Annotated in this window: 21 protein-coding genes; 12 read left to right on the forward strand and 9 right to left on the reverse strand. The window is 59.0% G+C overall.

All coding sequences use genetic code 11. The features are described from left to right. Nucleotides 1-4: 4 nt before the first annotated feature. The 7 genes from glpK to ACP2AU_RS12515 all read right to left on the reverse strand — a co-directional run bounded on the left by glpK (nucleotide 5) and on the right by ACP2AU_RS12515 (nucleotide 8,719). Nucleotides 5-1,486 (reverse strand): glycerol kinase GlpK, encoded by a 1,482-nt coding sequence (gene glpK, locus ACP2AU_RS12485; RefSeq protein WP_426376535.1) that lies wholly within the window; start codon nucleotides 1,484-1,486, stop codon nucleotides 5-7. Nucleotides 1,487-1,729: 243 nt separating this feature from the next. Beyond that, nucleotides 1,730-3,301, reverse strand: coding sequence for an ATP-binding protein (locus tag ACP2AU_RS12490; RefSeq protein WP_426376536.1), 1,572 nt, complete (start codon nucleotides 3,299-3,301; stop codon nucleotides 1,730-1,732). A 58-nt stretch (nucleotides 3,302-3,359) separates the two neighbouring features. Continuing rightward, nucleotides 3,360-4,094, reverse strand: coding sequence for a response regulator (locus ACP2AU_RS12495; RefSeq protein ID WP_426376537.1), 735 nt, complete (start codon nucleotides 4,092-4,094; stop codon nucleotides 3,360-3,362). Between the two features lie 170 nt (nucleotides 4,095-4,264). Then, complete coding sequence (locus ACP2AU_RS12500) at nucleotides 4,265-4,741, reverse strand: FKBP-type peptidyl-prolyl cis-trans isomerase (RefSeq protein ID WP_426376538.1); 477 nt, start codon at nucleotides 4,739-4,741, stop codon at nucleotides 4,265-4,267. Continuing rightward, entirely contained in the window at nucleotides 4,741-6,954 is a 2,214-nt protein-coding gene (locus tag ACP2AU_RS12505) for an acetyl-CoA hydrolase/transferase C-terminal domain-containing protein (RefSeq protein WP_426376539.1), read from the reverse strand. Before ACP2AU_RS12505 ends, ACP2AU_RS12500 begins: the two co-directional genes overlap by 1 nt. A 145-nt stretch (nucleotides 6,955-7,099) precedes the next feature. Next, nucleotides 7,100-7,453, reverse strand: coding sequence for a hypothetical protein (locus ACP2AU_RS12510; RefSeq protein ID WP_426376540.1), 354 nt, complete (start codon nucleotides 7,451-7,453; stop codon nucleotides 7,100-7,102). Nucleotides 7,454-7,681: 228 nt separating this feature from the next. Further along, a complete protein-coding gene (locus ACP2AU_RS12515) occupies nucleotides 7,682-8,719 on the reverse strand; it encodes an NADP(H)-dependent aldo-keto reductase (protein WP_426376541.1) in 1,038 nt (345 codons plus the stop codon). 104 nt (nucleotides 8,720-8,823) lie between these two features. Here ACP2AU_RS12515 and ACP2AU_RS12520 point away from each other — a divergent pair, with 104 nt between their 5' ends. Together ACP2AU_RS12520 and ACP2AU_RS12525 are read left to right on the forward strand one after the other, a co-directional pair. Continuing rightward, the gene (locus ACP2AU_RS12520) at nucleotides 8,824-10,071 is read left to right on the forward strand and encodes a glycosyltransferase family 4 protein (RefSeq protein ID WP_426376542.1); all 1,248 of its coding nucleotides are present in this window, start codon (nucleotides 8,824-8,826) and stop codon (nucleotides 10,069-10,071) included. Then, entirely contained in the window at nucleotides 10,037-10,585 is a 549-nt protein-coding gene (locus tag ACP2AU_RS12525) for a phosphatase PAP2 family protein (RefSeq protein ID WP_426376543.1), read from the forward strand. Before ACP2AU_RS12520 ends, ACP2AU_RS12525 begins: the two co-directional genes overlap by 35 nt. Nucleotides 10,586-10,695: 110 nt before the next feature. On the opposite strand, the gene dinB is transcribed toward ACP2AU_RS12525, so the two are convergent. After that, nucleotides 10,696-11,757 carry a DNA polymerase IV gene (gene dinB, locus ACP2AU_RS12530; protein ID WP_426376544.1) on the reverse strand — a complete coding sequence of 354 codons (1,062 nt, stop codon included), beginning with the start codon at nucleotides 11,755-11,757 and terminating at the stop codon, nucleotides 10,696-10,698. A 112-nt stretch (nucleotides 11,758-11,869) separates the two neighbouring features. Here dinB and ACP2AU_RS12535 point away from each other — a divergent pair, with 112 nt between their 5' ends. From ACP2AU_RS12535 to minE, 5 genes are all read left to right on the forward strand, one after another. Continuing rightward, nucleotides 11,870-12,148: a DUF1244 domain-containing protein gene (locus ACP2AU_RS12535; protein ID WP_426376545.1), complete on the forward strand. Its 279-nt coding sequence runs from the start codon at nucleotides 11,870-11,872 to the stop codon at nucleotides 12,146-12,148. Next, entirely contained in the window at nucleotides 12,148-12,537 is a 390-nt protein-coding gene (locus ACP2AU_RS12540) for a HopJ type III effector protein (protein ID WP_426376546.1), read from the forward strand. Before ACP2AU_RS12535 ends, ACP2AU_RS12540 begins: the two co-directional genes overlap by 1 nt. Continuing rightward, on the forward strand, nucleotides 12,534-13,283 hold the full coding sequence (minC, locus tag ACP2AU_RS12545) for a septum site-determining protein MinC (protein WP_426376547.1): 750 nt from the start codon (nucleotides 12,534-12,536) through the stop codon (nucleotides 13,281-13,283). The genes ACP2AU_RS12540 and minC overlap by 4 nt, the downstream gene beginning before the upstream one ends. Before the next feature lie 66 nt (nucleotides 13,284-13,349). Continuing rightward, nucleotides 13,350-14,162, forward strand: coding sequence for a septum site-determining protein MinD (gene minD / locus ACP2AU_RS12550; RefSeq protein ID WP_426376548.1), 813 nt, complete (start codon nucleotides 13,350-13,352; stop codon nucleotides 14,160-14,162). A gap of 3 nt (nucleotides 14,163-14,165) precedes the next feature. Further along, on the forward strand, nucleotides 14,166-14,420 hold the full coding sequence (gene minE / locus ACP2AU_RS12555) for a cell division topological specificity factor MinE (protein WP_426376549.1): 255 nt from the start codon (nucleotides 14,166-14,168) through the stop codon (nucleotides 14,418-14,420). A gap of 12 nt (nucleotides 14,421-14,432) precedes the next feature. Here the strand turns inward: minE and ACP2AU_RS12560 are convergent, their stop codons facing one another. Beyond that, nucleotides 14,433-15,443 carry a DUF2804 domain-containing protein gene (locus ACP2AU_RS12560; protein ID WP_426376550.1) on the reverse strand — a complete coding sequence of 337 codons (1,011 nt, stop codon included), beginning with the start codon at nucleotides 15,441-15,443 and terminating at the stop codon, nucleotides 14,433-14,435. 133 nt (nucleotides 15,444-15,576) lie between these two features. Here ACP2AU_RS12560 and ACP2AU_RS12565 point away from each other — a divergent pair, with 133 nt between their 5' ends. From ACP2AU_RS12565 to ACP2AU_RS12585, 5 genes are all read left to right on the forward strand, one after another. Continuing rightward, the gene (locus ACP2AU_RS12565; protein WP_426376551.1) at nucleotides 15,577-16,302 is read left to right on the forward strand and encodes an START domain-containing protein; all 726 of its coding nucleotides are present in this window, start codon (nucleotides 15,577-15,579) and stop codon (nucleotides 16,300-16,302) included. A gap of 80 nt (nucleotides 16,303-16,382) precedes the next feature. Beyond that, nucleotides 16,383-16,874: a CBS domain-containing protein gene (locus ACP2AU_RS12570; RefSeq protein ID WP_426376552.1), complete on the forward strand. Its 492-nt coding sequence runs from the start codon at nucleotides 16,383-16,385 to the stop codon at nucleotides 16,872-16,874. 24 nt (nucleotides 16,875-16,898) lie between these two features. Further along, the gene (locus ACP2AU_RS12575) at nucleotides 16,899-18,284 is read left to right on the forward strand and encodes a PhoH family protein (RefSeq protein ID WP_426376553.1); all 1,386 of its coding nucleotides are present in this window, start codon (nucleotides 16,899-16,901) and stop codon (nucleotides 18,282-18,284) included. Nucleotides 18,285-18,484: 200 nt separating this feature from the next. Continuing rightward, nucleotides 18,485-20,098 (forward strand): FAD-dependent oxidoreductase, encoded by a 1,614-nt coding sequence (locus tag ACP2AU_RS12580; protein ID WP_426376554.1) that lies wholly within the window; start codon nucleotides 18,485-18,487, stop codon nucleotides 20,096-20,098. A gap of 48 nt (nucleotides 20,099-20,146) precedes the next feature. Next, on the forward strand, nucleotides 20,147-21,805 hold the full coding sequence (locus ACP2AU_RS12585) for an acetolactate synthase large subunit (protein WP_426376555.1): 1,659 nt from the start codon (nucleotides 20,147-20,149) through the stop codon (nucleotides 21,803-21,805). The last annotated feature ends 13 nt before the right edge of the window (nucleotides 21,806-21,818 follow it).

Below are 21,818 nucleotides of genomic sequence, written 5' to 3' on the forward strand. Positions count from 1 at the left end.
GCGGTCAGTGATGGCAGACCCGCTCTACCGCGTCCAGCCATCCGGCATATAAGGATTCGCGCAAACCCGGTGCCATATCTGGCCGGAACTGATGCTCGCATTCCCAGAGCGAGCGAATCTGCTCCAGGCTCTCGAACACGCCGGTTTGCAATCCAGCCAGGTAAGCAGCACCCAAGGCTGTGGTTTCGGTGACCCGCGGCCGGTCGACGGGAACGTTCAGAATGTCAGATAGAAACTGCATCACCCAGTCGTTGACTGCCATACCGCCGTCCACCCTAAGCGACTCTAGCCGGGCGCCGTCGTTGCGGATGGCCCGCACCAGGTCTTTGGTCTGGTAACACACCGATTGCAGCCCTGCAGTGACAATCTCGGCAATGCCGGTGTCACGGGTCAGCCCCAGAATGGCGCCACGAGCGTTCGGGTCCCAGTGTGGGGCCCCCAGTCCGGTAAATGCCGGCACCAGGTACACCGGATTATTCACACCGACTGCCGCTGCGTGCTCCGCAGACTCCCGGGCGTGTGAAATCAAACGGAGCCCGTCACGCAACCACTGCATGGCAGCACCGGCCACAAAAATACTGCCTTCAATCGCATAACAGGGCTGACCATCAAGCCGATAGGCCACGGTGGTTAACAACCGGTTTTCAGAGCGCAGAGCCTCGGGACCGGTATTCAGCATCAGGAAGCAGCCCGTGCCATAGGTACTTTTGGCCATTCCCGGCTCAAAACAGGCCTGCCCGATCAAAGCCGCATGCTGGTCGCCGGCAATACCCGCCACCATAACAGGGGCGCCGAGTACGTCGGAGTCGGTCTCACCATACTCGGCGGCGCTGTCCAGCACCTCTGGCAGCAAAGCTGCAGGCACGCGGAAGAGCCTGAGTAACTCGTCGTCCCACTCCTGGCTATGAATATTGAACAGCGCAGTCCGGGAGGCGTTGGTGGCATCGGTACGGTGACGTTTGCCTCCGGTGAGGTTCCAGAGCAACCAGGTATCAATGGTACCAAAGGCCAGCTCACCCGCTTCCGCACGCTGGCGGGCACCGTCAACGTTGTCCAGAATCCAGGCAATCTTGGTGGCAGAGAAGTAGGGATCGATCAATAGCCCGGTGCGGTCAACCACCAGAGGCTCGTGACCATCCTGGCGCAATTTGGTGCACCAGGAGGCAGTACGCCGGTCCTGCCAGACAATCGCATGATGAATGGGCTGCCCCGTGGCCCGATCCCAGATAACGGTGGTTTCGCGCTGATTGGTGATGCCGATTCCGGCCAGGTCCGAGGCGGCAATTCTGGCATTGCAGAGGGCGTCACGGCAGACCGACAACGTGCTCTCCCAGATTTCCACGGCATCATGCTCAACCCAGCCGTCTTCCGGAAAGTACTGGTCAAATTCCTGCTGGGCAACGGCGACCTGCGCGCCTTTTTGATCAAAAACAATGGCTCGGGAACTTGTGGTTCCCTGGTCAATGGCAAGCAGATATCGGGGCATTGAGATCTCCTGTTGTTTAGGGGAATTCTAACAGGACAGGAGGCGCGCGGTGTGACGCGGCGCGGAAATAAAAAAAGGGCCGGAAAAACCGGCCCTCAAATGACGAATGAAACAAGGAAAGTTCGTAAGAACTACAACCTCAAAAGTCATCCCTTACATTGCTGATTATCGGTCGGAGCAGCACGGGCGTCAGTTAGGGTTGTGTAGAGCTTTGTTACATCAGGTGAGCCAACGAGCACTGGTTCACAATTCCGGATCTGCAGGCTTCAGCCTGGGCCATACCAGGCTGAAGCGGGCCCCACCCAGGGCATCGCTTCGACAGACGAAGGCCTGGCCTCCATGCCAATACAGAATCCGGCGCACAATGGAAAGGCCAAGCCCGTAGCCTCCCGAGGTTCGGGTGCGGCTGTCATCCAGACGCGCAAACGCAGTAAACACCTTTTCCCAATCCTGTTCCGGAATACCGGGGCCGTCGTCCTCCACATCAATGCGGCAGTTCTCTTCGTCGAGATGACAGCTTACTTTCACTCGACCGGCTGCGTAACGCGCCGCGTTGCCGACCAGATTCTGAACTGCACGATGAATATAACGCGGCTCCATGTCCGCCAGAGACCACCGTTGGGACGTTTCATCTATATCACAGTCAATCTGGACATCGTGCCTGATCAGCCGCTGCTCGGTCACGACTTGCCGGACGATATCGGTGACCGACCCCTCCCGCAAACTGAACACAGGCCCCCCCTGCTCCAGCCGGGCATAGGTCAGGATCTCGTCAATCAGCTCGTCCAGCTCCTGAATGTCACCGTCGATACCTTCAAGCTGTTTATCGAGAACCGCCTGACTGCTTCCGGACTCAATCATCTGAACGCCGAACCGGATTCGGGCCACCGGGGTTCTCAGCTCATGGGAAACCGCATGAATCATTTCCCGCTGCACCTGAACCAGACGCTGGATATGCTCTGCCATACTGTTGAACGAGGACGCCAGGCGCGACACCAGAGTACCGGGCGCCGATTCAACCCGGGCGCCCATCTCACCACGGGCAATGCGAATGGCCACCGACTCAACTTTCCGCAGATGGCTTTCAACAAAACGCAACCCCAGGAACAGAGCCAGAGCCAACACGCCGCCGACAACGGCCAACAACAATGCCACCACCGGCCAACCCCAGGGATTGAAACGCTCAGGCGGTGTCACCATCACCAGCGCACCCTCCGAGAGGCGAAGCAGTGCCCGGGCCCGGCTGTCGCTCCGGTCGAGAATGGCCAGACCGGCCTCATCCAGAAGCCCCAACGCCTGGTGGTCCGGCAGCTCCCGGGCGCTCTGCACCAACCGGATATCAACGTTGAACGATTCGGACAATTGCGCCGCCACATCCACGCGCCGGCTCGCCGGAATCGTATCAAGATGCCAGCGAACCACTAACGCGGTTGCCCGCAACAGGTCCTGATAGGGCTGGCCCAGGTGCAGTCCCAGCACGCCGCCATTCAGCGCACGGACAAAAAACTCGTAGCCGCCATCTGTCTGCCGTGCCACCACCTGACCATACCCCAACCGCTCGGTGGTGACAGCGGAGAGCCCCAGGCTTGCGGGCTGCCCGCGTTTCAGGCCGAACATCGGCGCCATCCAGTGGTACTGATTAAGAGGGTCCGGGGCCGCCGCCAGCCAGCTCATCAACGGTGTGGCCATCCGCTCGCGCCAGTACTGCTCACGAACGGAATTGATACCGCTAAACAACATTATGCAAACAAGCAGGACCACCGCTGCGATGATCGCAACACGGGCGTAGGCTTTCAGGAAAAAGTTCAGGGACATCAGGCCACCCCTGGTAATCGGCGTTGTCGTTTTCGGGGCGGCAACGCCTCAGGCACAATCAGGCTTCCTTTACAAACAGGTAGCCCTTGCTGCGAACGGTTTTGATACGACGGGGGTGAATGGGGTCGTCACCAATCTTGGGACGAATCCTGGAGACACGAACATCAATGGAACGATCCTGGCCGTCGTACTCGATGCCTCTCAAAGCCGTGAAAATTTCCTCCCGGCTCAATACCCGGCCGGCATTACTGGCCAGAAGCCATAGCAGGTCGAACTCGGCACTGGTGAGGTCAATGCTTTCGTCGCTCAGCCACGCCTCGCGCATCGAGCGATCAACCACCAGGTCATTGAACTGAAGACGCACAGGCTCTTCGCCGGCGGGTTCTTGGCCATTAACCGGCGAGGTGTCGACGCGGCGCAGCATGGCACGGATACGGGCCAGAAGAACCCGCGGCTGCACGGGCTTGCCAATGTAATCGTCGGCCCCCATTTCCAGGCCCAACACCTGGTCAAGGTCGTCCGTTCGGGCCGTCAGCATGATGATCGGGCCGGTATAGAACGGTCGCACCCGCCGGCAAATCGACAAGCCATCTTCACCCGGCAGCATGAGATCCAGCACCACAAGATCGGGCTGTTCGTTCCGGATTCGCTCAACCGCGGCCCCGCCATGGGTTTCAAGGGAGACCGTCAGACCATTGGTTTCGAGATACTCGCGGGTCAGATCCGCAAGCCGCTCATCGTCCTCTACGATCAGGATTCGCCAGCTTTCGTTTGTTTGTTCCACGCCATCCATCTCTGGTTATTTTATTCCGGTTTCAGGGTTTTACCCCCGACGATACAGGCAACGTACAGTTACAGCAATTATACATAGCATTCAGAAATATACATGGAACAGCCCAAGGGTTACAGCCTGTGACACGAATCCTGTAACAGCAGGCTGAGCCCCATCAGCAGGGATTTCGCTCAGAACAGCGGCCGGCCCTGAAGCACCTCGTCTTCAGTCGCTTCACGCCGGCCCACGATTTCCAGGTCAAAATACAGGGTGAAGCCCGCCAGCGGGTGATTGGCATCGACTTTCACCAGGTTGCCATCAATGGCAACCACCTGCACTACCTGGGCCTGATCCCCGGAGTTGGTCTGAAACTTCATACCAACCTCCAGGTTTTCGATCCCTTCAAACAAAGACCGCGGCACTTTGCGGACCAGCTCTTCCTTGTATTCGCCGTAAGCCATCTCGGGCGGCACCGTCACTTCCAGACAGTCCCCCACATTGCGATCCTTCACCGCTTCCTGAATGCCGGCGATGATTTCCGGGCTACCGTAAACGAAGTGTAATGGCTCACTGCCCTCGGACGTGTCCACCAACTCACCGATGCGGTTCTTGAGCACATAGTGAACGGTGAAAATATCCGGGCGAGGGTTCGGGTTCTCGGCTTGCATCAGCTGTTATCGCTTCCTGTCTTTTTAGCGGGTTCAATTTGCTGCAGACCATGAATAACCAGTTTGCGGTCCAGCTTCTCCCGGAGTCCGGACGGCTTTTCCAGATCCATGCGCTTTAGCAGCGCAGCGTACTGGCCGGCGTCATCTTCGGTCCTGAAGGCCTGCAGAAGAGTCGCCAGTTTACCACGGGGAGTCGCCGTTGCGGCCTTCAGTCCTTTAAGGGCTTTCCCCAGGGTCAGCTCCTCGTCGGTAAAGTCCCGGCCAAACGGAAACGCGGGGAACCAGTCTCCGGAACCGGCCGCTCCCAGGGCCTCGCGAACAGATTCAGGCGTGTTATTGCGCCAGTGCTGGGGCAAGCTGAAGTCTTCACGCACCTTGCCCGCTTTCTGTGCCCGTTTCAGCAATTCCGCCTGGAACCGGGAATCGGCGATGCGAATCAGCCCCAGATAGACATCTTCATCGGACTGCCCCCGCAAATCGGCAATGCCGTACTCGGTAATCACAATGTCCCGAAGGTGTCGCGGTATCGTGCAATGGGCATAGTTGAACACGATATTGGACACTACCTGCCCACCGGACAGGCGGGTAGACCTCAGCGCCAGAATCGAACGGGCACCGGGAAGCTCATGGGCCATGGAGACGAAGTTGTACTGCCCTCCTACGCCACTGACCACGCGACCATCATCCAGCCCGTCCGACACCGCCGCACCACTGAGGGTATACATCATGGCTGAATTGATAAAACGGCCGTGCAACCGTTGCGCCGCTTTGAGCTTCTGGTCGCCAAAGCGATGGTCGTAAAGATGGTTGATGAAATTCACGCTGGTCATGCAGATTTTGTCGCGCTGCTCGGGCGACAGGTCTCGCAGCGCCTGGTAGAACGCCTCTGGTCCGACAAAGAAACCGCCATGCATGGCAATCCCCCCGGCCAGACGCGAGCCCAACGCCAGCGCAGCCAGGGCCTCCCGGGTCTGTTCCTGGCTGAGGTCCGCCTCTACGGCGTGGTCTTCACTCAGGCGCAGACGGCCACCGCGAAACTCCACGGTCTCCCGGAAGATGCCGTACTGAATCAGCCAATTAACATCACGGGCTCGCAGTGGCGAATCGATCAATCCTTCACGAACCAGCACATCCAGCATATCCAGGGACGGTTTCTGGCTTATTTCACCACGATTGAGCAGCGCCTGGAGACCGGCATGATCAAACACCTCACGCTTGAGAATTCCCTCCTGGAGCAAATACAGAAAACCATCGACCATCATTTCGCTGCATCCGTAAAGACCGGTTTCAAACGGTCCCGTGCCGCCGTAACTCTCCACCACAGGGAACTGCGAAGCCACATCAAGATGATCATAAACGGCACGCCAGGCATCGTTGTGCTTATGACGGAGAATGGCGTTATGAACGAGAGATGCGCCGAGAGAGCCAATGCCCACTTGCAGGGTGCCGCCATCTTTTAACAGACAGCTGGCGTAAAATCCGATCAGGTGGTCCGACGGGCTGATGGCCATTTGTGGCGCCGAAAACAGTGGGTAATCCGTTGTTGGCTGGTTAAAGATCACATCGAACTGCTGTTCCTCCACGGCCGAATGATGGCCGAACCAGGGCAGCTGCTGGTTAACTTCTGCCACCATGGCCACCGGCACGCCCTGCTGCTCCCGCTCACGCAGCAGCGGCAGAATATCCAGAGACAAATCGGGGTTGCAGCTGAAGCTCAGTTGACCGGGAAAACCATGGGGCTCGCCCGGAGCCATCATCTGCCCCACCACATTCACTCCCTGGGCCATCAGATCACGGACGGCGTGGGTATAATTGGTGCACACATAATTGCGCTGCTGGCTGCGATTGTTCAGATAACTTCCGGCTTTAAAGAAGAATTCCGATACCCGGACGTTTTTGGGCAGACGGTTCCGCGAGACATCACGGGCATAGGCCAGTTCCGGAATCTCCCCGAACAGCCGCTCGGCGAAAGGCCCCATAAAGCGCTTTTCAAGAGAGGAACTCCCCTCCGGCGCCAGCAAAGAAAGTGCGGTGACAATATGCAGATCCATTTCCGGATCGTCCTTGGCCCGCTGGTAAAGGGCATTTACAAACCTCACCGGCTTGCCCAGACCAAGCGGAAGCCCCAGAGTAATCCGCTTGCCAACACGCTCTATTACCTGATCAACACAGCGATTTGCATCGTCGCAATAGACTCCGTTCTCTCCTGCCATTACCGGCTCCTCGTCATGTGAGAATCTCAATAAACGGATAATCACACGACAGATTCAACCTGACAATGCGTCAGGTCATGACATTTCAAGAAAGCCGGGGCAATGAGACGGGCGTCTCGTCGGGCACCGATGAGTCAGGACAGTTTCAGAATTTCCAGCGTAAATTCAGGCACGCGCCTTCGTTCAGCAGGGCAATGCCATGGTCGGGTTGGGCAGGATCGGAGGCGTAGGTTTTCCCGGCATCGCGGGAACGGGTAAGGCCCAGACTGAGCAGCCGGGAGCCGATCGCGGTAATTGCATCACTGCGATCGTCTTCGTAATCGCCGGACATCCACTCCTGGAGCTGGTAAACCTCTTGTTCGGTCATCATGTCGTCTCGCTCCGCCAGCATACGGTCAGAGAGCACCGGCTCTGACAATGCAGGCTGCGAGGCGTCTGCCCGCATCGCGAAGGCGACACTGTTCAGGGCAAGCAAGACGACAAAAAGGCGGAGAATCATGGCAACGGCAAATCCGGTAAAAAATGAATCGGGCTAACTTCAGTACCAAAGTCTAATGGCTGCCAGAAAATTTGATGTGATTCTGCACACAATTTCGCCAGTATTTTGTCGCCTGCCAGCAGCTTTTTTGTCAATGAATGATCATTTTTATGTCTGTTTGTAACGCCCCTGCCCCGGACAAGGGGCAGCAGGGCTGGTTACGGCCAGAGGCCCGCCGGCGCGCACTCGTCAGGGGCAGGGATAGGTGAATTCATTATGAATCGCCTCAATGGCAGACACCAGATCGGGGCTCAGAGTAACGCCGGCAGAGCCGATGTTTTCTTTCAGCTGCTCCATGGTGGTCGCGCCGATAATATTGCTGGTCACGAACTCGCGACTGTTCACCCAGGCCAAAGCCATCCCGGCCGGAGTCAGGCCATGCTGATGCGCCAGCTCCGCATATGCCCGGGTCGCATCCGCTGCCCGGTCTCCCGTATAACGGCTGAACCGTTCATACAGGGTCAAACGCGCCTGTTCCGGCCACTTTCCTCCCAGATATTTACCAGACAACATTCCAAACGCCAGCGGTGAATACGCCAGCAAACCGGTACCCTCCCGGTGAGCGAATTCCGCCAGGCCGGCCTCAAAGGAGCGGTTGAGCAGGTTGTAGGGATTCTGGATCGACACCGCGCGGGGCCAGCCGCGCTGCTGTGCCAGCGCCAGGTATTGCATGGTGCCCCACGGAGTCTCGTTGGACAAACCGATCTGCCTTACCTTGCCCTCGCGAACCAATCCGTCAAGGGCTTCAAGCGTTTCCTCAATGGGCGTCATCTGCTCATCCGGATCACGAACATATCCCAGCTTGCCAAAAAAGTTGGCGTTCCGATCCGGCCAGTGTACCTGGTAGAGATCGATATAATCGGTCTGCAGGCGCTTCAGACTCTCTTCACAGGCGGCACGCACGTGCTCAGCGGTCAGCCTCGGCCCACCACGCAAATAACTCAGGCCATTGCCCGGCCCGGCTACCTTGCTGGCAATCACCAGATCGTCGCGCCGGCCACGACGAGTCAGCCAGTTGCCGAGGTACTGTTCGGTCAGCCCCTGGGTGTCCGACTTGGGCGGCACGGGGTACATCTCGGCAACATCAATGAAATTGACTCCCTGATCAACCGCAAAATCAAGCTGTTCAAAGGCCTCCTGCTCCGTATTCTGCTCGCCCCAGGTCATGGTACCAAGGCAGATCAGGCTAACCTCAATATCGGTTAATCCAAGTTTTCGCTTTTGCATGGAATCTCCTCACGGTGGATCGACAGAAAGGGGGAGTGAAACGGGTAAACGGAATGTCACGGAGTTGTCGCATTTCTGTCATGGCGGCTTTCCATAGTAAAGGCATGACATACGAATCTTCAGGACCCTCCGTGACCGACGCCCAGTTGACCGAACGGCAACCGCATCACATTACCATTGTTTCCGAGACGTTTCCGCCGGAAATCAATGGCGTTGCCAATACCATGCGGCATCTCTGCCAGGGGCTGATGCAACGTGGCCACCAGGTCACGGTGGTACGCCCCCGCCAGGGCCACGAACAAAAAGGACGGTTTGAGAGCACCGGCAGCGGACTGTTTTCTACCGAACTGGTCGTAGACGGCCTGCCACTGCCCGGTTACGCCGACCTTCGATTCGGCATGGCGCGGGCCTCTACCCTCAGAAAACTATGGCAGAAGCAGCGCCCCGACGGCATATACGTAGCCACCCAGGGCCCCCTTGGCGTTGCCGCTGTCAACGCCGCACGAACATTGGGATTGCACGTCTGTTCAGGTTTCCATACCAATTTTCACCAGTATTCCCGCTATTACGGCGCCGGCTTGCTGGAGCGCCTCCTGTGCAGCTATGGCCGATGGTTCCATAACAGAACGGCGATCACTCTGGTACCAACCCGGCATATGCAACGGATAACCCGGGGCATGGGCATTACCCATACCGGGCTCTGGAGTCGGGGCGTGGATTGTCGCCGCTTCACCCCCCATAAACGCGACACAACTCTGCGCCAGCAGTGGGGGCTGGGGCCGAACGAGCCGGCCATCCTTTATGTCGGGCGCCTGGCCGCCGAGAAAAATCTGCGTATGGCTGTTGCCTGCTTCGAGCGACTCCGGAGCCTGCACCCTTCCGCCCGATTTGTGCTGGTGGGCGATGGCCCCCTGCGTCACGCGCTGGAGCACAAGCACCCCGAATACGTGTTCTGCGGCACTCAGCGGGGCGAGGATCTCGCCCGGCACTATGCCTCGGGTGACCTGTTCCTGTTTCCCAGTAAAACCGACACCTTCGGCAATGTGGTTCTGGAAGCCATGGCCAGTGGCCTCGGCGTTGTGGCGTTTGACGATGCAGCGGCCGCCGAACACATCCGGCACGGCGAAAACGGACTGAAAGCAGAACTGGCCGAGGACGACGCGTTCATCAATCACGCCCTGAGACTGACAGACCAGCCATCACTGCTGCAACGGATTCGCGCCCAGGCGCGGCTGGATGCCCTGGAACTGAGCTGGGGCAGCCAGATCGACCAATTTGAACAACTGGTTCTGAACCCCAAGGCAAAGGCCCGATCCCATGGCGTCAACAAGCAAAACATCCCGCTTTTTTGAACTGGCAGACCAGCGGGAATTCGCTGTCTGTCAGGCGATTAACCGTACCGTCCGGTTCCGCCCCATTCTCGGATACTTCCAACTGGTCAGCCGGCTCGGTGATGGCTGGTTCTGGTACGCGCTGATTCTGTCTCTGCCGTTCTACGAGGCCGACCTCGGCCCGGCTCTTGCACTGCAGATGGCGCTGACCGGGCTCGCCTGCACCCTGATCTACAAAGCCCTCAAGCGCTGGCTGATCCGGGAAAGGCCCTTCATCTCCTTTCCGGCAATCAACTGCGCCACCCCACCGCTGGATCGCTACAGCTTTCCTTCCGGCCATACCCTGCACGCGGTATGCTTTCAGACCATGCTGTTCGCCGGGCTCCCGGCCCTGGCCTGGTGGATACTGCCGTTTACGCTCTCTGTGGCGGCCTCTCGAGTTATTCTGGGGCTGCATTATCCCACCGATGTACTGGCTGGCGCGCTCATTGGCGGCACGCTGGGCTGGGCCTCTATGAACTGGCCAGGCGCCTGACACCAACACGCACAGTTCCGGCAATGCCGTGGCTGACAAGCCGTCATTTCTAAGCACAAGCCAGACCATTCTCACCTGAAAAACGCCGGATATCGCGAAGCAGGCCCGATTCAGTCAAACAGCCGCAGCTGAGTGACCGGCGCATCGTCGTTGCGGAAGCGAACGCCCACCCCCAACAGGCGCACAGGCCGGTCCCGGGGCATCAGTTCCTCCAGCAGGGGCTGGAAATCGGCAAGCGCCGGCCCGGTAACCGAATCCCGAACCCGCTCCAGGGTGTGAGTGGAAAAATCGCTGTACCGGATTTTCACAAACAGTTTGTGTATCGGTTTGTGCCGTCCTTTGCGGGTAAGCCGCAGATTAAGATCGGCCACCAACCCCGGCATCACGGTGCCACAGGCACCGCGGTCTGGCAGGTCCTGGGAAAAGGTACGTTCAACGCTCACCGATTTGGCCACTCGCGAGACCACCACCGGCCGCTCATCCCGCCCCTGGGCCATCTCGAACAATCGGTAACCCTGCTTGCCGAACGTTTCGATCAACACATCCGCCCCCAATGCCAGCATATCGCCGCAGGTTTTCGCCCCCAGCGCGTGAAGCCTGGCGGCAGTCACCTGCCCAACACCGAACAGCTTTTCTACCGGAAGCTCGTGGACAAAATCCGCAACCTGCTGCGGTGTAATCACGAACAGGCCATCAGGCTTGCGCCAGTCACTGGCAATTTTGGCCAGAAATTTGTTCGGGGCCACACCGGCAGAGATGGTGATACCCACTTCGCGACTGACTCTCTCCCGCAAATGCCGGGCTATCAGCGTGGCGCTGCCCTTGAAGTCCGCCACATCCGTTACGTCCAGAAACGCCTCATCCAGGGACAAGGGCTCAACCAGGTCCGTCATGTCCCTCAATATCGCCATCACCTGCTGGGACACCGCGCGGTAGCGAGCCATGTCGGTCGGTACCGTCACCAATCCCGGGCACAGCCGCCGGGCTTCGCCGCCAGGCATGGCTGAACGCACCCCAAAAGCCCGTGCGCGGTAATTGCAGGTCGTCACCACACCACGGCCACCATCTCCTCCAACCGCCAGCGGCACCTCCCTCAGGCTGGGATCGTCACGCATCTCAACGGCGGCGTAAAAGCAGTCGCAGTCCACATGAATGATCTTGCGCTGGGCCATAGGGGCAGACTCACGTTAACAATCTGTACGTTTATACAGCCTTGTATCTTACGGTAACATGCTGAGAATGTCAGGAAACCCCCAGTGTTCCAGTGAGCAACAGCGAGGCCTTATGAACAACCCGATTCCCGATTCTGAGCGCACAGAAATTGAAGCAGCCGCCTTTCGTCGCCTGGTTAATCACTTGCGCGAGCACACCGAGGTGCAGAATATTGACCTGATGAATCTTGCCGGTTTCTGCCGCAACTGCCTGTCGAAATGGTATCGGGCCGAGGCGGAAGAACGTGGCCTGGAGATTTCTGACCCGCAAGCACGGGAAGAAATCTACGGTATGCCGTACGACGAATGGAAATCAAAGTACCAGACCGGCCCGAAGCAGGATCACAAATAATGAACGTTAACGAAGCGGTGCGCATTCACCTGGCCTCCCTGCAAGCCGGGCACGCCGATTTTAACGATACCCTGGGGCTGATCGACCAGCATTTCGAGTTCCAGCCAACCGGTTTCAGCAATGGCCCGCTTCGCAACGAAGCCGGAGAAAACGCCGGCTCCTGCCGAGTCTTCGCCCTGGGCCAGCACTGCAACCTGAGTGAGGCCGACACCTTGCGGTTGTTTGCACAGCACTACGAGCAAGTACTGGGCGACCCGGCAGGCGAAAGCCATGGTAATATTCGCCAGTTCATCAGCACGGGCTGGTCCGGCATCCGATTCGACGCCTCACCGTTACGCGCCCGACCGACCGCCTACGTCTCAGACACCGGAGAAAAACTGCATCCATGAGCGACTCCGCAGCAACCGAGACCAGACAGAGTTTTCAACTCAAAAGCGCCAGTATTTCACTGACGGCCCTCGAACTTTACTATTTCGACAACGACGAGTTCGAAGCCAACCTGAAAAGCAAGATCAGCCAGGCCCCGGGCTTTTTCAGAGATATTCCCCTGATCATCAGCCTGGACAAATACGACGGTCCAGACAGCGAACTGGACTTCTTCAAGATCATCGGCACCTGCCGGCGACATAGTATCCACGTGATTGGCGTGCGCGCCGCCAACGACGATCAGCGCCGGCTCGCCCGGGGTGCCTCGCTTGCACTGTTGCCCGGGGGCAGCGTAAAAGAGCCGGCACCCGAAGCCGCAGAGCCCGAGGCCCAGCCGCCAACCGTCCCCCAACCGGAATCCGCCCGCGAACCCGCACCGGCCAGGGTAATTAACCAGCCTGTCCGTTCGGGCCAGCAGGTGTATGCTCCGGAGGGCGATCTGATCATCCTTGCACCCGTGCAGGCAGGGGCCGAGGTTCTGGCGGCCGGCAACATTCATGTTTACGGCCCCCTGCGCGGGCGGGCGCTGGCCGGAATCCATGGCGCCGACACCGCTCGTGTGTTCTGCCAATCACTGGAAGCCGAGCTTGTGTCCATCGCCGGACACTATAAAATCTCTGAAGATCTCCAGGACATTGCCTGGAAAAGCGCTGCACAGATCCAGCTCAGGGACGATGTACTGGTGGTAACGCCACTGGACAAAGCCTGATGTTGTAAAAAACCGATAACAACAGTTGAAGACATGACGAATCCACCGAGAAACAGGAAATGAACCTTGGCTAGAATCATTGTCGTTACCTCAGGAAAAGGCGGCGTGGGCAAAACCACCACCAGCGCCTCCATCAGCACGGGTCTGGCGAAGCATGGCCACAAGACCGTTGTCATTGATTTCGACGTGGGCCTGCGCAACCTCGACCTGATCATGAACTGCGAGCGCCGGGTCGTATATGACTTCGCCAATGTTATTCAGGGCGAAGCCACGCTCAATCAGGCCCTGATCAAAGACAAACGGGTTGAAACACTCTACATACTGCCAGCCTCTCAAACGCGCGAAAAAGAGGCGCTGACGAAAGAAGGCGTAGAGAAAGTTATCAACGAGCTGTCAGAAGCGTTCGACTACATCGTATGCGATTCGCCCGCCGGTATTGAGCACGGTGCCCAGATGGCGCTCTACTACGCCGACGAGGCCATTGTGGTCACCAACCCGGAAGTCTCCTCGGTTCGGGATTCGGATCGGATTCTGGGCATCTTGCAGAGCAAATCCCGCCGGGCAGAAATGGGCCAGGACCCGGTTAAGGAACACCTGCTACTGACCCGCTACAACCCGGACCGGGTCGATAAGGGCGAGATGTTGTCGGTTCAGGATGTTGAAGAAATTCTAGCCATCCCGTTGCTGGGTGTGATCCCGGAAAGCCAGGTGGTGCTGAATGCCTCGAATCAGGGCGTGCCTGTCATTCTGGAAACACAGAGCGACGCCGGCCAGGCCTACGATGACGCTGTGGCGCGATTGCTGGGAGAAGAACGGGAACACCGCTTCATGACCGCCCAGAAAAAAGGCTTCTTTTCACGGATGTTCAAAGGGGGCTAGGGCATGAGCTTTTTTGATTACTTCAGAAACAAGAAAACCAGCACGGCAAGTGTCGCCAAAGAGCGGCTGCAGATTATCGTGGCCCACGAACGCGGCCAGCGCGAGCAACCGGATTACCTGCCCCAGCTTCAGCAGGAACTGCTACAGGTAATACGCAAGTACGTACAGATCAGTGACGATATGGTTCAGGTGGAAGTGGATCGTAACGACCACTGCTCGGTACTGGAACTCAACGTCACCCTGCCTGAAAAGTCCTGAACCCTGCCCGGCTCACCACCGGGCAAAATGGTCTTCCATCAATCCCCGTAAACCCTTTACGGGGATTTTTGTGCCGTCCTCATCGGTAACCGTGCCCCGGAAAGAGCCCACAAACTGCCGGAAGTTCGAGGCAATCACCCAGGCATTGAGTTTCTCCCGCCTCGCCCCGGCCGGTACAAAGGTAAGATCCACCCGGCCATCGTCGGTTGTTACCCGCCAGTCAGCGCCGGGCTGGTAGCGGTCAAACTCGAACCGGGCCGGGCCCAGCAACACACGGCGCCCGTCAAGCCACAACGCATTCTCCGTCATCCCGGTTTCATTCACGCCGGCGGCGAGATTCAGCCCCACCGACACCTTGTTTTCGGCCACACCCGCCAGGCACGCCCAGTTCCAGGCCGTTTCCCGGCGCATGAAACCACAGCTCCAATCGATGGACCCGCGAGTGGCTTCGTCGCAACGCCAGGCCATATCTCCCAGACGCACCTCGCCGTCAACGGCCAGGCCCGCCGACTTACGGGTGAACACCCAGCCGTTGTATCCGGCTGGCGAAACCAACCGCAACGGCTGCTCGATATCCCTTAATTCCAGATCGATCCGGATGTTACCCGGGCCGTTAACCCGAACATTGCGGCCACCGGTCGCCGGCTCAATGGCCATGCTCAGCTCGCCTTTCTGAAACCGGGCACAGCCGCGTTCCGGGTAGGGCTCAATACTCGTGTTGCGGGCCAGCGGCTGCAAAAACGAATGCTCGAACATTTGCCCGGTCTCAAAATCAAACAGATAAAAGAAACCGTTGCCCACCAGATTCAGGTCCACAATGGCCAGGCCGAATACCCAGCCCGGCGCCATGACACTGACAAACTGAAACTGATTGAAACGCCAGCGCCTGGCCAGGCGCGTTCGGGGCCGGTCCATCACGGTACGCAGGTCGTAATCCAGGTAATTGATGGTCTCGACAGGCTGGTTTATCAGCCCCGGGGTAATTCTTCCTCTGGCATCCACCAGCTTCTGTATTGTCGTCATATTCGTCAGATCAGGCCAAACGTGAATTGCACGGTGCGACTAAGTTACCTGGTTCACAAACCCCCGCATTAGCGGCCGGCCATATCTGGCCCCCGTGATAAACTCGACGCATTTTCTAAGGGAAGTGTAGCCTATGATTTCTACCAGAGCCCACGGCTTTCAGCGACTGTTTACCGGCATGATGGGCCTGTTGATCACGCTGACGGCCGCCGCCAGCAAACCCGCCCCTCTGCCCCCGGAACAAGCCGACGGCTGGTCGTTGCGCCAGGAAGTGGACAATGTGCGGATATACACCATGGAACGCGAGGGCTCCAGCTTCGAGGCCTTCAAAGCGGTGGCGGAACTGGACGTCCCCATTGAGAACCTGATGGCTGTTATGATCAACCCGGAATCTTGCAAAGAATGGGTCCACAACTGCATCGAATCCTACGCCTTTGGCCAGGGCAGCTTCCAGGAGCGCTACGCCTATTCGGTCAATGATATGCCCTGGCCGGTAACCGACCGGGACTACGTTTTACGCATACAGACCCAGGGCGATGCCACCACCGGTGAGATCATCATGACCCTGAATGCCATGCCCGATATGCGGGCCGAGTTCAACAGCCGGGTCCGGGTCGACCGCTCAGACACGCACTACCGGTTTATTCCCGAGGGCGAACGCACCCGCATGGTCTGGGTCCAGCACACAGAACCGAACGGCGCACTGCCGGGGTGGCTGGTGAACAGCCTGATTGTTGATATTCCGGTCAAGTCCATGCAGGCGCTGGAGGCCGTTGCCAAACACAATCGCTACCAAAACCACCGGCTGCAATGGGGCGACGACGGCCAACTGCAGGGTGTTGCCCCGGCCGGTCGTTAACACCGGCCAAGGTGGGGGTGACGAGAAGCCAGGGAACGGCTAAGCTGCGTCAACAGCTCAGCCAATGGAAGATGCCGCCCATGACTGTTCTCGCCTACGAGATCATGACCCCAACCATCAAAGCCGTCCCCCACAACTGGACCATGGACCGCCTGGCCCGCTTTCTCACCGACAACGAAATTACCGGCAGCCCGGTGACTGACGACAACGGCGACGTCATCGGCATCGCCACTCTGAAAGACATCACCGAATTCCGCTGGAACGCCTCCCGCTCCGGCGATCAGCCCACACTGACCGAAGAAGAGCAGGAAGAGGCGCGTCGCCTGCGGATGGTGCTTTTTGAGGAAATGGGCAAGGTGCCGGTGGAAGTGCGGGATATCATGACACCGATTATTTTGTCGGTTGACGAAAGCACCCCAGTGCGAGACATTGCCAACATCATGATGCGCGAACACCTGCACCGGATTTTTGTCACCCGGGATTCAAAAATTACCGGCATCATAACCACTTACGATATGCTGAAACTGATCTCCGACAGAGACCTGACGCAACGCTGCGCCGAGACCGACTGAGCCACCAGAGAGGTAGCGCCACCTATGCCAAGAGCATCGCAAGCTCGCCGGAAAATGTATGTCCTCGACACCAATGTCCTGATCCACGACCCGAATGCCCTCCTGAACTTTGAAGAACACGATGTCATCATTCCGATGACCGTCCTCGAAGAACTCGACAGCCTGAAATCCGGCAAACAATCGGTAGCCGCCGACTGCCGGCAGGCCATTCGCAACATCGACAAACTGCTGGGTGATGCCAGCCCGGGGGACATCGAGAAAGGCGTGCCGATTCTACGCGGCAAGAAAGCGGCCCCCCTGGGCACACTGTCCATCATCATGAGCACCGAAGGCACCGGTAACCACTCATTACCGGAGCACCTGAACGACAACAAGATCATCAATACTCTGGCCGCACTGCAGGCACGGCACACCGCCCGGGATATCATCCTGGTCAGCAAAGACATCAATATGCGGCTCAAAGCCCGCGGCTTTGGTGTCGAGGCCCAGGACTACCATAACGACCAGCTCCTGGATGACATTGACCTGCTTCCCAAAGGCTATAAAGAATTCCCGAACTCCTTCTGGGACGGTATCGCCAAGGTGGAAACCGTCCAGCGGGAAGGCGTAACCGAGCACTTGCTCAAACGCGAAGGCGAGCTGGCCAGGCTGAACATTAACGAATTCGTGATTGATCAACAGGGCTTTATCGGCCAGGTGGTGGATATCTCCGAAGACCGGCTGGTACTGAAAGACCTGCACCAGGACGATCTGCTGAACGAGGAAGTCTGGGGGCTGGTTCCCCGGGATATCTACCAGGCCATGGCCCTGAACCTGCTGCTGGACCCGGACATTCATCTGGTCAACCTGACCGGCTCCGCCGGCTCCGGTAAAACCATCCTGGCCCTGGCGGCGTGCATTGAACTGACCGTCGCCAGTAAAACCTACAAACGCATTATCGCGACCCGCTCCACTCAGGGGCTGGACGAGGACATCGGCTTCCTGCCCGGCACCGAAGCCGAGAAAATGGAGCCATGGCTGGGTGCGATCGTGGACAACCTGGAAGCTTTGCACGAAGACGATGAGAACATGACCGCCAGCGTCGACTACATCCTCAGCAAGGTGCCGCTGCACTTCAAATCGATGAACTACATCCGTGGCCGGAGCTTCCAGCACAGCCTGATCATCATTGATGAATCCCAGAACCTGACCCCGCACCAGATCAAGACCATCATCACCCGGGCCGGCAATGGCTCCAAGGTAATCTGCCTGGGCAACCTGGCTCAGATAGACACCCCCTATCTGAGCCCCCTGAGTTCCGGCCTGACCTACATGACCGAACGCTTCAAAAGCTTCCGCCATGGCGGGCACATCCACCTGCAAGGCGTTCCCCGCTCGCTGCTGGCCGAGTTCGCGGAAGCCAACCTGTAAGCCTTACAATGCCCCTTGCCTGCGCCAGCGCGCCGGGGGCATTCCGTTCCAGCGCTGAAAAGCCCGGTAGAATTGACCCAGCCCATTGATACAGTGGTTTTTAACGCCAATGATTCTGGCCTCTAAAGTCAATTCAGATCCGATCGTAGCGGTATATGGTCGGTTATAACAAAATCAAAAACGCATTCCGGAAAAGAAACATGGCAAAACCAGCGAGCTCCGATATCCTGATTGCCGGCGGCGGCCTGGCGGGCATGGTCACGGCACTTGAGGCCCTCAGGGCCGGTAAGTCCGTAACCCTGGTCGACCGCGACACTCCAGAACGTTTTGGTGGCCTGGCTCTTTGGGCCTTCGGCGGCATGGCATTGATTGACACCCCCCTGCAGCGGCGCATGAAGATCGCCGACTCGCCGGAACTGGCCCTGAAAGACTGGCTGCGGTTCGGCGAACTGGACCCCAACGATGAGTGGCCCATGCAATGGACCCGCTACTACGTCGAGCACGTGCGAACCGAGGTGTATGACTGGCTAACCAACGAAGGTATCAAATTCCTGCCGGCCGTGAACTGGGTAGAGCGGGGCCGGTTCGGCGACGGTAACAGCGTGCCCCGCTACCACGTTACCTGGGGCACCTCCCGGGAACTTGTGCGTTGCATGGTCAGGGCCCTGCATGAAGCCAACGCCAGCGGCCGCCTGACCATTCACCACCGTCACCGAATCACCGCACTCGACCACCAGGCCGGTGAGGTCTGCGGCGCGGTCGCCATCAACGAGGAAACCGGCGAAGAGGTGCGATTTGAAGCCCCGAACGTGGTGCTGGCCATGGGCGGCATCAACGGCAGCCATGCCGAATGCCGGGCCAACTGGCCCAGTCACCGCCCGCAACCGGCCACCATGCTCAACGGTGCTCATCCGTTTGCCGATGGCAAGCTTCATCACTGGGCCAAGAACCACCTGGGCGCACGCATCACCCACGCTGGTGAAATGTGGAACTACGCGGCCGGCTTTCCACACCCCTTCCCGCATTTTCCAGGGCATGGCCTGTCTACCATCCCCTGCAAATCCGCCCTGTGGCTGAACCACCGGGGCGAGCGCATCGGGCCGGAGTCCCTGGTAACCGGTTTTGATACCCATTGGCTGTGCCAGCGCGTGGCCGAGCAGGAAAAACCCTGGACCTGGCACCTGCTGAACCGGCGCATCGCCCTGAAGGAATTTGCCATTTCCGGGGCCGAGCACAACGCCCGTATCCGCGACAAGCAATTTCCGATGTTTGTGAAAGAACTGCTCCTGGGCAACACGCCGCTGATTAACCAGATGCAGAACGAGAGCCGGCACTTCCTGACGGACGACACCCTGGAAGGCCTGGCAACAAAAATGAACGCCCTGACCTGCTCGCTCGACATCGAGCCAGCCACCCTCAAGGCGACCGCCGACCGTTTTGATGCCAATTTCCGCAGCGGCAACCAGCTGAACAATGACGCGCAAATCCGCATGATCCGGCACGCGCGGCAGTGGGGCCCGGACCGGCTACGAACCTGCAAACCCGCCCCGCTGCAGAAACCGGGCGCCGGGCCCTTCATTGCCATCCATATGCAGCTGGCTACCCGAAAGAGTCTGGGAGGGCTTCGCACCGATCTGCAAAGCCGGGTGCTAAGCGCCGGGGGTAAACCCATCCCCGGCCTGTATTGCGTGGGCGAGGCCGCCGGCTTCGGCGGCGGGGGCAGCAACGGCAAACGTTCACTGGAGGGCACCTTCCTGCCGGGGTGTATGCTCACCGCCCGGGCTGCCGCCAGGTCCATCGTTAGCGGACAGTGATCGCACGGACCGACAACAACAAGACATCGGATGAATCAGGAGAACACCATGCCTAATGGCGCCCAAGCTCTTATGAAAACGCTGGTCGATGCCGGTATTGAGGTGTGTTTTACCAACCCGGGTACCAGCGAAATGCATTTTGTCGCCGCCCTGGACAGTGAACCGGGAATGCGCGCCGTTCTGGCGCTGTTTGAAGGCGTGGCCACTGGCGCCGCGGATGGCTATGCGCGAATGGCGGACAAGCCTGCCGCCACCCTGCTGCACCTGGGCTGCGGCCTGGGTAATGGCCTGGCCAACCTGCACAATGCCCGCAAGGGCAAGGTACCGGTGGTCAACATTGTCGGCGACCACGCCACCTATCATGTGAAGTACGATGCCCAGCTGCAATCTGACATCGAAACCGTGGCCCGCAACGTCTCACCGGGCTTCGTGCGTACCTCCCGGAGCACCGACGCCCTGTGCCAGGACGCCGCCGACGCCATCACCGCCGCCCGGGGCCTGCCCGGCCAGGTAGCCACCCTGATTCTGCCGGCGGATGTATCCTGGGGCGAAGGCGGCAAGCCCTGTGCCGCAGCGACCCAGGCGCAAGCGCCTGCGGCTGAAGATTACGCTGTAGAGGCAACCGCTGACGCCATCCGTAGCGGCAAAAAAACCGCCCTGCTGCTGGGTGGCCACGCCCTGCGAGAGCACGCCCTGCTGGAAGCCGCCCGCATTGCCGCCCACAGCGGCGTTACTCTGTTTGCCGAAACCTTCCCCACCCGTATCGAACGGGGTGCCGGCCTGCCGCCGGTGGAACGGATTGCTTACCTGGCGGAACTGGCCACCCTGCAGCTCTCCGAGTTTGACCATCTGATTCTGGTGGATGCCAAGGCACCGGTATCCTTCTTCGCCTACCCCGGCAAACAGAGTTACCTGGTGCCGGACAACTGCACCGCTCACACCCTGAGCACACCGGAGCAGGATGCCGCCGCCAGCCTTAAAAAGCTCGCCGATACCCTGGGTGCCAGCAACGCCCAACCAGCGCTGCAGGCGCCCGGCCGCCCCGGCCTTCCCAGGGGCAAACTCACCGCCGAAAAGGTTTGCCGGGCGGTGGGCGAACTGATGCCCGAGAACAGCATTATCGTGGATGAAGCCATCACCTCCGGCCTGATGCTGAACGCCATGACCGCCGGCTCGCCAAGGCACGACATGATCACCCTTACCGGCGGTGCCATCGGGCAAGGTATGCCCAACGCCGTCGGTGCAGCCATCGCCTGCCCGGACCGCCAGGTTTACGCCCTGATCGGCGACGGCACCGCCATGTACACCAACCAGGCCCTGTGGACCATGGCCCGGGAAAACCTGAACGTGACCACCATCATCTTCAACAACGCCTCCTACTCCATCCTGAACGTAGAACTGGAGCGGGTTGGTGCTGAAGAGGCCGGGACCACGGCAAAATCCCAACTCGACATCAGTGGCCCGATTACTGACTATGCGCTGCTGGCCCAGAGCATGGGCGTACACGGTACCCGGGTGACCACCGCCGAAGAGCTGATCAAAGCCATGGAATACGCCAAACACAACCCCGGCCCGCACCTGATTGAAGCGGTGGTGCCGGAATCCCTGAATGGCGTGAAAAGAAAGGTTCTGCCCTGGCTGCTGAAATCGCTGCCGAGCCTGCCAAGGCCGCTGACCAAGGCCCTGAAAAAGAAAATCGCGCCCTGACCCGGGCCCAAAA

The sequence above is a fragment of the Marinobacter sp. VGCF2001 genome, from assembly GCF_049943275.1.
In the GTDB taxonomy this organism is placed as follows: Bacteria; Pseudomonadota; Gammaproteobacteria; order Pseudomonadales; family Oleiphilaceae; genus Marinobacter.